The following is a 14,377-nucleotide window of genomic DNA, read 5'->3' as shown; positions in this document are numbered from 1 at the left end:
ATACTTACAAAATATGCAATAAAATTAATACCCATGCAATAACACTGCAGAAAAGGTACATACTCATGATATGCGTGATGTAACAAGTGCCAAACAATGATATTTAAAAATAATTTTACAATATGTATAAATATACTATATTATATTAAAGGATTAATGAAAAAAGCAATGAATAATGTTGAAAAGGTGGAATAGCTTTATACTATGAAAAATATCTTGTCATCAATAGAACAATCCGTTTTACTTAGAGCTATCGAACAAAGCCCTGCCTCAATTGTCATAACCGACACAAACGGCATAATACAGTATGTTAACCCAAAATTTGAATCAATTACTGGATATAGTTTTAAAGAAGCTATAGGTAAAAATCCACGGATACTGAAATCAGGCTTTCAGCCACTTGAATTTTATCAGCACATGTGGGACACTATTCTTAAAGGTGAGGTATGGGACGGCATATTCCATAATAAACGCAAAGATGGTACATATTTCTGGGAGCACTGTGTTATCGCACCGGTAGTTGATGAAAAGGGTACCGTTACGCATTTTGTTGCCATAAAAGAAGATATAACCGAAAAAAAACAACAGGAAGAAGCATTACGCAAAAGCGAAGAGGAGCTTAGGAAGAGAAATGAAATTATTAATAAAGATCTGGAATATGCACGCAGAGTACAGCATTCTATAATCAATACGCATGTTCCCCAATTTCCGGGTTTGAATATCTACACGCAGTATATTCCGTATGATTACGTGGGTGGCGATTTCTTCACTCTCAAAGCTATAAATGAAAAATTATGCGTATTCATAGCTGATATTACAGGTCATGGTGTTCCGGCAGCGTTATTTTCTACAGTATTAAAATATGCAACTGAAAGATTATGGAATGATGGAATAATTGAACCTGATGAATTTTTGCTTAATTTAAATAATGAGCTTATAGATGTACTTTCGGGGTATTATTTTACCGCTGTGTATGGAGTGATTATTCCAAATTTAAAGGGTGAGTTTAGTTTTCATTACGCCCGTTGTGGCCATCCATATCCTATGCTGTTATCTAAAGATACTATTACTATGCTCGATAGCTCCGGTACAATTTTAGGAATTCATAGAGATATCAGCATTACACGCAGAAATATTCCTCTTGCAAAAGGCGATAGATTGTTTTTATACACAGATGGGCTTATAGAAATTGAGATAAAAGGCAAAAAAGATTTACGGTTTGAATTGTTGCATGATGCAATTAAAAACTCATGTCATCTTCCGCTTGCTGATGCAACCAAGGAAATCATCAATACAGTTTTAAAGAAAAATCCAGCAATTGATGATGATATTGCTTTTATTGCACTTGAAGTGTCTTAGGGTATTTTCTTGTCTTTTTTAAGAATTGCGTATTCAAAACCATCCAGCAATACCCTAAATGATGCAGCGTTGATATTTTCAGATATGGCATAAACCTTCCACACCTGTTCGCCATCAGTAAATATTATTGTTACTTCAACATCGGTGCTAGTTCCTCGCTTTGCATCCATTATATTTGCACGATAGTCAACTAGCTTAACATTTTCAATTTCGGGAAAAAGCGGGATGAGGGCTTTTTTTAATACTTTTGCCAGTGCATCAACAGGGCCATTGCCGGTTGAAGCTTCATGAATAAACGTGCCGTTGGCTTCAATCTGTACAGTTGCTTCAGGGTTAAACCCATCATCTATTAAGCGATAGTTATCGATAACTTTGAATGGAGGTTCATATTTCTTTAAAGCTCGAGCTATGGAAAGCTCACGTGTTGCATCGTGTATCTCAAAATTTAACATAATCCTACCTTTTTAGTAAAAAGTATTATAGTTTTTATTCAGATGTTTCTTCTTAGCCCATTTCATATTCAAAATTCAATGTGTAGCTATTATATGGATCTTCAATTGTTTTCTGAGAGCTTTTTACTTTTTTATTGTCTTTGTATATCTTGATTTCTATTGAAGTTGCACCATCTTCAGTTGTTGCACTAACTTCTAAATATTCAACATCTTCAATTTCTTTTTCATATAATGCTATGCCATACGCATCTTCAGTAGCAGAAAATGGGGTAAGTGTGCCACCATTGACAATATAATATCCATGAAATCCTTTGGCAGTTGATACTACCATAAGTTTAATTTTTATAGGTTCATCTTCACATGCTACAATGTGTATAAGAGTAAGTAATATAAAAATTGCTAAAATTAATTTTTTAAATATTGATTGTTTCATTATTATTGTATTACCGTAAAAATTAAGTAAAAATTTAAACTTTCTAAAATAACAGATGTTAATATAAATAATAACGTATTGTTCAGAAGTAAATATATCAATGAGTCTGATGTCAATAATTTTTATGTGTAGTTAATAAAAAAGAATTGTGCATAGATATAATACTGGATACTTTTAGTGATATAGGATAGCTTAAAACGGCTGATGAGTGATATTTAATGCTGGATAAACTCATAAAAGTAGAAGTTGCAGTGGGGTTAGGTAAAATCCTCTTTTATTAAGGAGATCTGGAATGCATACCTTGCTTGAGGTAATTAAAGAATCTTTATTTATTACAATGTTTGTCATCGTAATTATGCTGCTGGTAGAGTATATTAATGTTGTTACACAGGGTAAAATAGCAAATCTCAAAACCACACGATTTAAACAGTATGTAATTTCAGTTGTATTGGGTATAATACCAGGTTGTTTAGGAGGGTTTGCCGCCGCAGCAATGTATTCTCATGGTGCCATTACATTGGGTGCAATAGTGGCTACCATGATTGCAACAAGCGGTGATGAAGCATTTGTTATGTTTGCCATGTTCCCTGTTGTTGCAATATATTTAAATATTGCTCTTGCAACAATTGGGATTGCAGCAGGATATTGCACTGATATTATATTTAAAAAACATGTGCATGCTGAGCATTGCTGTGATGGACTGGTAGTTCATGATGAAATTCCATTTATGCATTATACTCTGGAAAATATACTTTCATTGTGGAAAAATCTTTCTTTATCAAGGGCATCTTTGATGTCTTTGTTGGCAGTTGCATTGTTATTAATTGTTTCAGGTTTTTTTCATCAAGAAGAAGGCTTTATAAAAATTGCATTGCCGGTAATTATCACAATAGCTATAATAATAGTGGCGATAGTTCCTGAGCATTTTTTACAGGAGCATTTATGGGAACATGTTATTAAACGGCATCTTTTAAGAATCTTTTTGTGGACGCTATCGGCTTTAATTGTAATTCACCTACTGGTAGATATTATGCATCTTGATTCATTAATACATAGTGCACGATGGGTCATTTTAATTATTGCAGCTCTTATTGGAGTAATACCAGAATCTGGACCGCATCTTTTATTTGTGGTGATGTTTGCAAAAGGCCTGGTTCCTTTATCAGTGCTGGTAACAAGTTCAATTGTTCAGGATGGGCATACTATGCTGCCACTTTTAGCGCAATCAAGAAAAGATTTTTTATTGATAAAAGGCATCAATCTTATAGTGGGTTTGATAGTTGGATCAATCATCATGGCAGCAGGGTATTAAAAATAAGTATTTTTGGATAAAAAGAATGTGAATATTTAAGGAGAATTATGATGAAAAATATTCTAGTAACTGGTGGAGCAGGATACATAGGAAGCCATGTAACTCGCCTACTGGCAAAAAAAGGATTTAACCCTATCGTCTATGATAATTTAAGCGGTGGATTTGTGGATTTTGTGAAAGGATTTGAATTTATTGAAGGTGATATTGGCGACTTTGATAAACTTTTGCATGTACTATCGCATTATAAAATTGAGTGTGTTATGAATTTTGCTTCATATATTGCAGTTGGTGAGTCAGTACAGTATCCACTCAAATATTATGAAAATAATGTAGCAAAAACACTTACGCTCTTTGAAGCAATGATAAAAACCAATGTAAAGCGATTTATTTTTTCATCGTCTGCTGCAGTATATGGCAATCCAGAAATTGTTCCAATTCCAGAAGAAAGCAAAATGAAACCTGAAAGCCCTTATGGCAAAACAAAATATTTTATTGAAGAAGTATTAAAAGATCTGTCAAGCTCGGATAATTTTAGTGCTATTAGCCTGCGTTATTTTAATGCAGCAGGTGCTGATGAATCTGGTGAAATTGGTGAAAGCCATGTGCCAGAAACTCACTTAATACCGCTTGTGATACGCGCAGTGCTTGATCCAGGGTATACAATAACTATTTTTGGCACCGATTATAATACGCCTGATGGCACCTGTATTCGTGATTACATTCATGTAAATGACCTTGGTGATGCACATATTCTTGCCCTTGAGAAATTGCTGGAATCGGGCAAAAGCGATGTGTTTAATTTAGGAAATGGCAGGGGATTCAGTGTCAAAGAAGTCATTGATTCGGTACGACGCATTACAGGAAAAGAATTTAAAGTACAAGAAGGAGCGCGTAGGCCTGGAGATCCTGCGGTACTTGTTGCTTCATCACAGAAAGCTAAAAATTCTTTGAACTGGCAACCTAGGTATACTGATATTGATTCTATTGTCGCATCTGCATGGAAATGGGAATCACAGAAAAAGCGTAAGGGATATTAAATGATAATAATAATCAATACGCTTTTTTCTAGGTTATTTACAATTGGTGGTGGAAAAGTTATAAAAATTTGGTGCAAAATCGTTGACATACATATATATGTCTTACTAATTAACCTTGAGTATATTAATAATTATCCAAGAGGTCGGTGATGCTTGATAACTTATTTGCTCCAAAGTCAGTTGCTGTTGTTGGCGCTTCAGAAATACCTTTTAAATGGGGTACGTACATTTCAAGTAACATACTGGATGGCAAATTTCAAGGTAGATACTATCCAGTGAACCCCAATATATCTCAGGTATTTGGGTATACAACTTATCCTTCAATAGTGGATCTTCCAGAAACGGTTGATCTGGTTTTTATCACTACACCTGCAAAGACAGTTATGCAGATTTTGCAGGATTGCATAACAAAAGGAATTAAAAATGTAGTTATGATAACATCGGGCTTCAGCGAAACAGGCGCTGAAGGTCTTCAAATGGAAAAAGAAATTATTGCACTTGCAAAGACTCATGGGCTGAATATTGTTGGGCCAAATACAATGGGTATAGTCAATACTCATTGTTCGCTTTATGCAACAGGAGCTATCACCCGCCCAAAACCCGGTGGTATTTCAATAATTGCCCAAAGTGGAAATCTGGGTTACCAGATTATGGAATGGGCAGAAAGTGAAGATATTGGAATAGCAAAATTTGTTGGTTCAGGTAATGAAGCAGTTCTCAAAATTGAAGATTACCTTAAATATTTTCACAGCGATAGTCAGACAAAAGTAATTCTCATGTATGTAGAGGGAGTTGATGATGGCAGAGTATTTGTTGAAATAGCCAGAGAGACATCGCTCCATAAGCCAATAATTGCTCTTAAGGCTGGAAGAACTGAAATAGGGAGTAAAGCAGCAGCATCACATACAGGTGCAATGGCAGGCTCTTTTTCTATATTTAAAGGTGTTATGCAGCAAACAGGGATTGTATTTGCGGAGTCCCCTCGCGAACTATTAACACTTTCAGCTGCGTTTGATTCATTTCCACTTCCAAAGGGTAATAGGATTGGGATTATTACACTTGGTGGAGGGTGGGGTGTTGTTACTGCTGATGAATGTGCTGAGCGGGGCCTTGCAATACCACAACTGCCACAGTCCATTAAAGATGAGCTTGATAAAAGGCTTCCACCATTCTGGAGCAGGGGAAATCCTGTGGATCTTGTTGGGCAGCCAGATTTTCAATTATTTAAAGATGCAGTTGAGTTCATGGTTGCTCATGAAGATTTTGATGCTGTTATAGTGTTGGGCATAGTTGGTTCCAAGGTATTTGCATACCGTGCTGCGGAAGCGGTATATAATCTTGGAAAGATGGATAAAAGTGTATTTGATGATTTCAAAAATTTATTGTATATACATCAAAAGGAATTTCTTGACAGATTAGTAGAGCTTATGAATCGTTATAATAAACCAATTTTACCGGTTTCATTGTCAAAGATGCCCGGCGATGAAACAGTTCATTCAAATGGGGATAAGTATAAAGTGGTCATTTATGATTCCCCGGAAGAGGCAGTGTTGTGCCTATCAAAAATGTATCAATATTATAATTTCGTAGCAAAAAGGAGCAAGGTGTATGCGTGAGATTTTAGAAAGGGCGATAGCTAACAAGCAAAAGGCATTATCCGAGTATGATTCAAAGAATGTAATAAAGATGGCAGGTATTCCTGTTTCAAGAAACTATCTAGCAAAAACAAGAGAAGAAGCAATTGCGTATGCACAGCAATTGGGATTCCCCGTTGTGTTAAAAGGGTGCGCAGACACGCTGACTCATAAAACCGAGTTAGGAATGGTAAAATTAAAATTGAAAACCGAAGAAGAAGTAGCACGGGCTTTTGATGAAATAACCGGTAAAGGAGTGCCACTGGATGGAGTTTTAGTACAAGAATGGCTTGATGGAGATAACAGAGAATTTGTACTTGGGACTATTCGTGATCCGCAGTTTGGTCCCTGTGTCATGTTTGGGTTAGGAGGCATTTTCACTGAAGCCCTGCAGGATGTGTCATTCAGAGTTGCTCCAATAACCGAAATTGATGCCCATGAAATGATGGATGAGCTTAGAACAAAAAAATTATTAGGACCTTTTAGAGGTTCTCCAGCTGTTGACAGAGAAGCAATGGCAAAAGCTCTTGTAGGGTTAAGTGAGCTTGTAAGCAAATATGATGAAATAGCAGAAATTGACATAAATCCAGTTATTATTGATGGGAATAAACCAGTTGCAGTTGATGCTTTGGTTATTTTGAAGCAATAAAAAAATAATTGCTATTAAGAAAATATATACGTATTATTTAACTGGGATTGTTTGTATTGAATTTATCATAAGAGGATTGTATTATGAAACTGCGTCCTGCGTATAAAAAGATAGGAATGCTTTTTTCTGGAGGCCCTGCGCCAAGTGCAAATACAGTTATTTCATCAGTAGCACTCAATTTTTTAGATAATGGTATTCCTGTTATAGGTTTTTACAGGGGGTATGAGTTTTTACAAGACTTCAACATCAATTATCCTAAAATTAAAAAGGGAGTTCACTACGAAGAAATAGATTACAATATTACTCATGTCCGTAATGAAAGGGGAATATACCTTAAAACTTCACGTGCTAATCCCGGAAAGGATATTAAAACGCTTAATGATTTACAGGATCCTGAAAAAAGTAAAAAGCTAAAAAACATTATTGATGCATTTGAATATTTAAAAATTGGTGCACTAATTTCAATTGGTGGCGACGATACATTAAAGACAGCAAATTTCCTTAACCTTATGGGTTTCCCTGTCATCCACATACCAAAAACTATAGATAACGACTATTATGGAATACCCTGGACATTTGGGTATTGGACTGCAGTTGATACTGCACAAAAGATGATGTTGAACCTTAAAGCTGATGCGCAGGCAACAGATAGCTTTTTCATTGTTGAACTTATGGGTCGCAAAGCAGGGTGGATTACCTATGCGGCGGGTATTGCTGCTGAAGCAATTATGATGGTAGCTGCTGAAGATATAGAAGAAGATGTACTCGATATCGATGTGCTTGTGGATAAAATTACTAATGTTATCCTTGCTCGTGAAAATAACAGGCGCCCTTATGGAGTTATTGCAGTATCCGAAGGCATTGTTGATAAATTGCCCGATGAATATAAGCCAAAACATACTGATAAACATGGAAACATCCTTTACCGAGAAGCAAAAATTGGTGAGATACTGGCTGAGCGCGTTAAAAAACGCTATCAGGAAAAAACAGGTATGGAAGTAAAGATAGTGGCAAAGCAGATTGGTTATGAAACACGATCGGCTCCACCAATAAGTTTTGATGTGGTACTAGGTGCAATGCTTGGTTATGGTGCATATAAATTTTACAGTGAAAATATGTTTGGGGTTATGGTTTCGGTAACTGATAATTTTGACCTAAAAGCCGTTCCGTTCAGCGAGCTTATTGATCCCGATACTCTGAAAACACGTCTGCGCGATGTACCCAAAGGCAGCGATTTCTATACTTTAAAAGAGCGACTCTCATATCGCAAATCATGGGAATAAAATAGTATTGGCGATAGCTCAACGTAACAATTCACCCAGATGAAAAAGTCATACACATCGCAAGGTTTTAAGTAAGATAATCAACTCTATTATAAAAAGAGTAAGGTGCTAAACCAAATGCTAAAATATACTAAAAACATAAGCTTTTTAACAATACTGCTTATATTAATACTTGTTCTTAAGTTTATTTCGTGTAAGCATGAGCCCCTTGACGAAGCAGCATCTGTTGTTATGAGCTATCTTACAACAACTGATGAAAAGCAGTTGCTTGAATTTCTAGACAGCACATCACGAAATCAGGTTGAAAATATGAAGAAAAAACATGGTGCTGTGTACCCGTTTGTATGGGTTCATCATGATGCAGATTCAAAATGGGATGTCGTAAAGATAGAAAAGACAAAAGACAATGCTACGGTGACATTACAATGTGTGAAGCATAACAAGCAAAATGCTATTGGCATGGAAGTTGTTCATAAGCTGGTTAAAGAAAACGGTAAGTGGAAAATTGATCTACGTGAGCAATTGACACAACCGTAATACTACACTAGCGATAATCCCATATTAAGTATTATATCATTACACAATTCCTGGACTTCGGGATTATGTGGATCTTTCTTGAGTAGGTCAAGGCATGAAATGTATGCCATGAAAATATCTCCCCGTTCAAAGTATACATTAATAAGATTTATATGTGCCTCAATGAAGTTAGGATCAACTTCAAGTGCACGTGTATAATAATAAATTGACCTGTCATAATCATATTCTTCAAAATACACAGTTGCAAGATTTGATAAAATCAAAACATTATCAGGAAATTTTTTTAACGCAAATAAAAGAAAGTTTTTTGAAAATTTTAATTTCCCCATTTCACACAATGTCAGTCCAAGACCATTGAGTATTTCAGGGTGATTGCCAATTAAACGGTATGCAAGGGCAAAGAGTCTGAATGCTTTTCTAAAATTACCTTTTTCAATTGCATCGTAACCATATTCAATTAATGTTTCACAATCAAAGGAATTATCCTGATGGATAAGCGAATTCAATTTATTTCTGTAGAAAGCTTTATCTCTCATAAGCAAATAACAATATAATTAAATTATCCTGGTAATGTGAATCCTATGCACTATAGTAATTTCTGTCAATAGTATTTGAATAAAAATTTATAGAATACATTGAAAATAAAAAAATTTATATCTAATGGTTATATGAATTAATTCATAAAATTATAGAAGAATGGTACTATTTATAGAAAACTCATTGTAAATATCGTGTAACCAAAAATATACATTTTTTTCTAAAAAGATAATTGCAAAAATTATTATGCTTTGCACTATAGCAAACAATTAATAAAAAGATTATTTAATACTATTGAATAAAATGTTGTAGTACTAAAAAAATAGTATATTTCCATATAATTATTAATCACGTTGTATCTACAATTGATTAGTGTGGTTTGAATAAGGGTTGGGATATTATCTATAGGTGGAGGATTTATATGAAGAGGCTCTTGTTTGTAACAGTAGTAATGCTAGTTGTTGCTGCTCTAATAGGGTGTAAATGCAGTTCTGATGTTTTGGCTACATATAGCGGTGCAACTATTACAAGAGGACAATTTAAGCAGTGGCTTCAGGATAAACAATTTTCTGTTGAAGCAATAATGAAAAGCAAAAAGCAGCAAAAAGATAAACTAGAAATGATGGCTATTGAAAATATAGCTTTAGAAGAAGCTAAAAAAGAGAATCTCTTAAATACAGAGAAATATAGATTCCTTGAGGACATGGCATTAGAATCGGTTTTGTTAAAGCATCTGTATGACAGGGAAATTAAAGATAAAGCCGAATTCAAAGAACCAGCATATCATTTAAAACAGATTCTCCTGCGTGTAAGGGATTTTAAGATTATTAATAATAAACGTGTAAACCTATCAGGTGCGGAGCTGGAAAAAGCTTATGCTGAAGTACAAAGCAAGGCAAATGAAATAATTGGTAAATTAAAGAATGGTGAAAAATTTGAAGAACTTGCAAAAATGTACTCTGACGATTTCTCAAAGAAAAATGGTGGTGATATTGGTTATGTAGTAAAGGATATGCTGTCACCAGAAATCGTAGCAGCTATCGAACAAAAAAAACCAGGTATTGTTGAAACTCCTATTAAAACTCAACAGGGGATATATATTGTGCAATTGGTAGACAAAAAAGAATTAACCAAAAAAAACCTTAATAAAATAATTGATGATGAAATGCAGGCAAAAAGGCTTGAACAATTATTGTTGAGGAAAGCTGCTAATAATTATATTGAAAAATTAATGAATGCGTCAGATGTGCAATTTAATGAGAAAAATTGCAAAAGTAAAAATCCCAATGATATTATTTTTAAGGTTGGAGATAGCTCCTTTACCGTTGCAGACCTAGATAAGCGAATTTCATATTTTCAGCACAAGGGGAGCCCGTTGTCAAAGGCTACGGTAGATGACACCAAAAGAATAGATATTGCAAAGAATGCCTTTAAAGTAGCTCTTCTTAAAAGAGAAGCAATAAAAGATAACTTACAAGCAAATGAGGAGTTAAAGAAAGAAGTTGAAAAAAGAAAAAACATGCTCTTTGCAAAAGAATATATGGATTATATTGCAGACCGTGGAATTGTTATTACTCCAAAGGAAATCCGCGATGAATACGAAAAATATAAAGATACCAGATTCACTACATTTATTAATCAAAAAGGAAAACAGATTAAGCAGGTTATGTCTTTTGAAAAAGTTAAGGATCAGATTGAAAATATGATATACCGAAAAAAAAGAGCTGAAAATTTAGCAAAGTGGAAAAGAGATATGTTGCATATCAATAAGTTTACAATACATGAGGACCAACTTGAAGGAAAATAACTAAGTTAATAAAGTGATAAATGTAATAGTAGAGCTGGCTTTTAAAGCCAGCTCTGTTATTAGTGCATAGTGGAATTTAATGGTGGATAAATGTCATGGTTAAACTGATAATGCGTGCCATCAACGTCAATAGTCTCAAAATTTTCTACAGAGTAACCTAATTCCTGAGCTGATTGAATGTAAAATGAAAGAATGCTTTGAATTCTTTTAATTGCTTCAATTTTATTTGAAGCGTAGCAACTTATATCAAGTTCGGGACATGTAGCAATAAATTCATTATTTTTTTCGATAAGCTTAATTGATAATTTCATTGCAAACCCTCAGTGGTAGCATTATTGTTTCACATTTTCATTTATCGACTTTGAGCCTAAAAAAAATAATATTGTTGAAGAGTAATATATATCTTATAAGGGTTTATTATTTCATAGAGCGGTTCTTTATAATAATATGTATATAAAATATTTTATATAATATTACTTAAGTTAGTAACTAATTTTACTAATTTCAAAGAGATGTATAATAAATATTAAATATTGTATATAATAACAATAATAATTTTTTTAAAAAAAATCAGACTTATTTTGTTGACAAAAAAAGGTATGGTGCTTGTATGGAATTCAGTGTTAGTTTTTGAGGTTTATGTGAAAAGGGATATCACAAGAATCATACTTGCATATTCAACAATTGGCATTCAACTTGCAATTACGATTCTTGTGTTCTTATATGGTGGGTATTTACTTGATAAACATTTCAATAGCAGTCCAGTTTTTGTTGTTATAGGGACAATTATTGGAATGGGAGCAGGTTTTTATAATTTAATGAAAAGCTTATCCGAGCTTGAGCGTCTTTTAAAGCGGTCGCAGCAAGGTGATAACAACAATAGTAGCGGTTCTAAAAAGCGTAAATGGATGTAACGTTTATGTTACATCAGTCAGATAATAAAAAAATTTGATGAGGTGTTTAAGGCTATGATTCAACTGCTACAAGGTTTACAGGCTATTATCCAATCATCTGAAAGTGGTGAAAAAGAGTCGATGTATGATATCGTAATGCATCACCTAACTGATCACCCCATCCATGATGGCTTTATCGGTAAAATTAACCAGAAATTTTTTCATGAAAAACTATTTGGTATTTTTGATATGACAATTACCAAATGGGTTTTAATGCTATGGTTGTCAGCATTTTTATGTTTAATTGTTTTTATACCGGTTGCTCGTAAAATAAAAAATGCGTCTTATGGTTCGCGTTCACGATGGGTTAATTTATGGGAAGTGTTAATAGCATTTGTACATGATGAAATTGTAGAGCCTAATTTTGACCATCATTATGTGAAAAAGGCGATGCCCTATTTTCTTACTGTATTTTTCTTTATACTTTTCTGCAATCTTATTGGGTTAATCCCTGGCATGGCAACGGCTACAGGTAACCTAGCTGTAACGGGTGGTCTTGCTCTCTGTACACTTGTTGGTATGCTTGGAATAGGAATGATCAAACAAGGAGTATTTGGTTACTGGGCGGGTTTAGTACCACACGGGGTTCCTGCCTTTGTATTGCCTTTAATGTTCCCCATTGAAATAATTGGACTTTTAATTAAACCTTTTGCCTTAACAGTCCGACTTTTTGCAAATATGACAGCTGGCCATGTGGTGATAATAATATTCATTTATCTTGTCATGATGTTCCAGAGTTATTGGGTTGGCATAGGGTCTGTTGCCGGTTCATTAATGATTTATTTGCTTGAGTTATTGGTAGCCTTTATCCAGGCGTATATTTTTGCTGTGCTTTCAGCTATGTTTATTGGTGCCTCTATGCATGCTCATTAATTTGAGTGGAAAGAGGTATTCAATATATTATGTTCGCAATAACATATTGGTGTTAAATTTTAATACTCAAAAATTTACGAGGAGGAGTCAATGGAATATCTAGGCTATTCTTACTTGGGAGCTGGTTTTGGAGCCGGTTTGATAGTTTTTGGTGCAGCACTTGGAATTGGTAAGTTAGCTACTGGTGCTTTAGAGGGTATGGCTCGTCAACCTGAGTTGAGCGGTGACTTAAGAACAGCAATGATTATTGCTGCTGCTCTTATTGAAGGTTTCACATTCTTTGCTCTCGTTGTAACATTTATGCTAGCAACTAAGTCACCAGTTGTTACACCACCAGTTGAAAAACCAGCAGCAGCGCAGACTGAAGTTAAGTAAATCTTTTAACAGGTAGTTCACTATGGAAGTTTTAAAAGAAGGCTTGCTAAAGGTTGATCCCGGCCTCCTGTTATGGACAATAATAACCTTTATAGTGTTGTTATTGATATTATGGAAAGCCGCATGGAAGCCTATTGTTGAGGCGCTTGATGCAAGGGCTGAGAAGATTCGTGGTGATATTGAATCTGCAGAGAAGTCCCGTCTTGAAGCCGAAAGGCTATTTGCTGAGCATAAAGCAATGATGGATAAGGCAAAAGAGGAGGCAGCAAGCATCATCGCTGAAGGCAAGGCTGATGCGGAAAGGTTGAGAAATTCCATAGTTGAAAAAGCAAATCAGGAAGCCAAGGACCTCATTGAGAGAGCGCGACGTGAGATTAATCTTGCTAAGGATAAAGCGCTGGCAGAGATTCATGCTGAAGTTGTAACAATATCAACAGATATTGCTGCAAAAATTATCGCAAAGAATCTCAAAGTAGAAGATCAGAAAGCCCTTGTTGAAGAGGCATTACAAAAAATAAGGACAGTTCAGTAATACTGAACTGTCCTTAAATTTTAATGAGTAGGGTTATCGCTGTGGCAACAAGTGAAGTAGCGAAAGTTTATGCAGGTGCTTTGTTAGAAATTGCGCATGAGAAAAACGCAATATCAAAAATTGAGGAGGAACTATCCTTCCTTGCTGAATTATTAAAAAATGATCAGGATTTGATGCGTTATTTTAGTGCGCCAGGAATTACAAAGGAATCAAAAAAGCAATTTGTGGATAAAGTTTTTGGCAGTGAACTATCTGAACTTATGGTTAACTTTCTTAAAGTATTAATTGACAATGGGCGTCAACAGGACATACCGGATATTAATATCGCTTTTAGCGAATTACTTGATATAGTTAATAACCGCCAGAAAATCACTTTAATTAGCAGTATAAAGCTTGATAAAGATATTATAAACAGGATTAAAAAGAGTCTTGAGGATAGATTTAATAAGAATATTATTGTTGAAGAGGTCATAGACCCAACTATTTTAGGTGGAATTATAGTGCAAGTAGATGATTTAATTATAGATGCTTCTTTGAAAAATGATTTATTAAATTTGCGCGAAAAATTATTACAAAGTAAGATCAGAGGTGAAGTGGCTTATGA

The 14,377-nt window shown here is 34.6% G+C and carries 17 protein-coding genes; 13 read left to right on the top strand and 4 right to left on the bottom strand.

Annotated features, from left to right (window positions below):
• Nucleotides 1–204 precede the first annotated feature (204 nt).
• On the top strand, nucleotides 205–1,359 hold the full coding sequence (locus N3F66_03520) for a SpoIIE family protein phosphatase (GenBank protein MCX8123216.1): 1,155 nt from the start codon (nucleotides 205–207) through the stop codon (nucleotides 1,357–1,359).
• Here the strand turns inward: N3F66_03520 and N3F66_03515 are convergent.
• Together N3F66_03515 and N3F66_03510 are read right to left on the bottom strand one after the other, a co-directional pair.
• Complete coding sequence (locus N3F66_03515; GenBank protein ID MCX8123215.1) at nucleotides 1,356–1,811, bottom strand: hypothetical protein; 456 nt, start codon at nucleotides 1,809–1,811, stop codon at nucleotides 1,356–1,358. The two genes, N3F66_03520 and N3F66_03515, sit on opposite strands and share 4 nt — an antisense overlap.
• A gap of 52 nt (nucleotides 1,812–1,863) precedes the next feature.
• Nucleotides 1,864–2,244: a hypothetical protein gene (locus N3F66_03510; GenBank protein MCX8123214.1), complete on the bottom strand. Its 381-nt coding sequence runs from the start codon at nucleotides 2,242–2,244 to the stop codon at nucleotides 1,864–1,866.
• A gap of 292 nt (nucleotides 2,245–2,536) precedes the next feature.
• Here N3F66_03510 and N3F66_03505 point away from each other — a divergent pair, with 292 nt between their 5' ends.
• The 6 genes from N3F66_03505 to N3F66_03480 all read left to right on the top strand — a co-directional run bounded on the left by N3F66_03505 (nucleotide 2,537) and on the right by N3F66_03480 (nucleotide 8,696).
• Nucleotides 2,537–3,556, top strand: a complete 1,020-nt coding sequence (locus N3F66_03505; protein ID MCX8123213.1) for an arsenic efflux protein — start codon at nucleotides 2,537–2,539, stop codon at nucleotides 3,554–3,556.
• Nucleotides 3,557–3,606: 50 nt separating this feature from the next.
• Nucleotides 3,607–4,593 (top strand): UDP-glucose 4-epimerase GalE, encoded by a 987-nt coding sequence (gene galE, locus N3F66_03500; protein MCX8123212.1) that lies wholly within the window; start codon nucleotides 3,607–3,609, stop codon nucleotides 4,591–4,593.
• A 149-nt stretch (nucleotides 4,594–4,742) separates the two neighbouring features.
• Entirely contained in the window at nucleotides 4,743–6,209 is a 1,467-nt protein-coding gene (locus tag N3F66_03495) for a CoA-binding protein (GenBank protein MCX8123211.1), read from the top strand.
• On the top strand, nucleotides 6,202–6,876 hold the full coding sequence (locus N3F66_03490; GenBank protein ID MCX8123210.1) for an acetate--CoA ligase family protein: 675 nt from the start codon (nucleotides 6,202–6,204) through the stop codon (nucleotides 6,874–6,876). The genes N3F66_03495 and N3F66_03490 overlap by 8 nt, the downstream gene beginning before the upstream one ends.
• Before the next feature lie 83 nt (nucleotides 6,877–6,959).
• Nucleotides 6,960–8,159 (top strand): 6-phosphofructokinase, encoded by a 1,200-nt coding sequence (locus N3F66_03485; protein MCX8123209.1) that lies wholly within the window; start codon nucleotides 6,960–6,962, stop codon nucleotides 8,157–8,159.
• Nucleotides 8,160–8,276: 117 nt separating this feature from the next.
• Entirely contained in the window at nucleotides 8,277–8,696 is a 420-nt protein-coding gene (locus N3F66_03480; protein ID MCX8123208.1) for a hypothetical protein, read from the top strand.
• A gap of 2 nt (nucleotides 8,697–8,698) precedes the next feature.
• Here the strand turns inward: N3F66_03480 and N3F66_03475 are convergent, their stop codons facing one another.
• Nucleotides 8,699–9,202, bottom strand: coding sequence for a tetratricopeptide repeat protein (locus N3F66_03475; protein ID MCX8123207.1), 504 nt, complete (start codon nucleotides 9,200–9,202; stop codon nucleotides 8,699–8,701).
• 452 nt (nucleotides 9,203–9,654) lie between these two features.
• On the opposite strand from N3F66_03475, the gene N3F66_03470 reads away from it, so the two are divergent.
• A complete protein-coding gene (locus N3F66_03470) occupies nucleotides 9,655–11,040 on the top strand; it encodes a peptidylprolyl isomerase (GenBank protein ID MCX8123206.1) in 1,386 nt (461 codons plus the stop codon).
• A gap of 59 nt (nucleotides 11,041–11,099) precedes the next feature.
• Here the strand turns inward: N3F66_03470 and N3F66_03465 are convergent, their stop codons facing one another.
• Nucleotides 11,100–11,351, bottom strand: coding sequence for a hypothetical protein (locus N3F66_03465; protein ID MCX8123205.1), 252 nt, complete (start codon nucleotides 11,349–11,351; stop codon nucleotides 11,100–11,102).
• Nucleotides 11,352–11,681: 330 nt separating this feature from the next.
• Between N3F66_03465 and N3F66_03460 the strand changes: the two genes are divergently transcribed.
• The 5 genes from N3F66_03460 to atpH form a co-directional block, all read left to right on the top strand.
• The gene (locus N3F66_03460) at nucleotides 11,682–11,954 is read left to right on the top strand and encodes an AtpZ/AtpI family protein (GenBank protein MCX8123204.1); all 273 of its coding nucleotides are present in this window, start codon (nucleotides 11,682–11,684) and stop codon (nucleotides 11,952–11,954) included.
• Nucleotides 11,955–12,008: 54 nt separating this feature from the next.
• Complete coding sequence (gene atpB, locus N3F66_03455; GenBank protein MCX8123203.1) at nucleotides 12,009–12,866, top strand: F0F1 ATP synthase subunit A; 858 nt, start codon at nucleotides 12,009–12,011, stop codon at nucleotides 12,864–12,866.
• 90 nt (nucleotides 12,867–12,956) lie between these two features.
• Nucleotides 12,957–13,241 (top strand): ATP synthase F0 subunit C, encoded by a 285-nt coding sequence (atpE, locus tag N3F66_03450; protein ID MCX8123202.1) that lies wholly within the window; start codon nucleotides 12,957–12,959, stop codon nucleotides 13,239–13,241.
• A 43-nt stretch (nucleotides 13,242–13,284) separates the two neighbouring features.
• The gene (gene atpF, locus N3F66_03445; protein MCX8123201.1) at nucleotides 13,285–13,773 is read left to right on the top strand and encodes a F0F1 ATP synthase subunit B; all 489 of its coding nucleotides are present in this window, start codon (nucleotides 13,285–13,287) and stop codon (nucleotides 13,771–13,773) included.
• A gap of 41 nt (nucleotides 13,774–13,814) precedes the next feature.
• A partial coding sequence (atpH, locus tag N3F66_03440) for an ATP synthase F1 subunit delta (protein MCX8123200.1) occupies nucleotides 13,815–14,377 on the top strand: 563 nt, incomplete at its 3' end.

The sequence above is a fragment of the Spirochaetota bacterium genome (genome assembly GCA_026414805.1).
Lineage (GTDB): Bacteria > Spirochaetota > UBA4802 > UBA4802 > UB4802 > UBA4802.
This window is presented reverse-complemented; position numbering and strand designations above follow the sequence as displayed.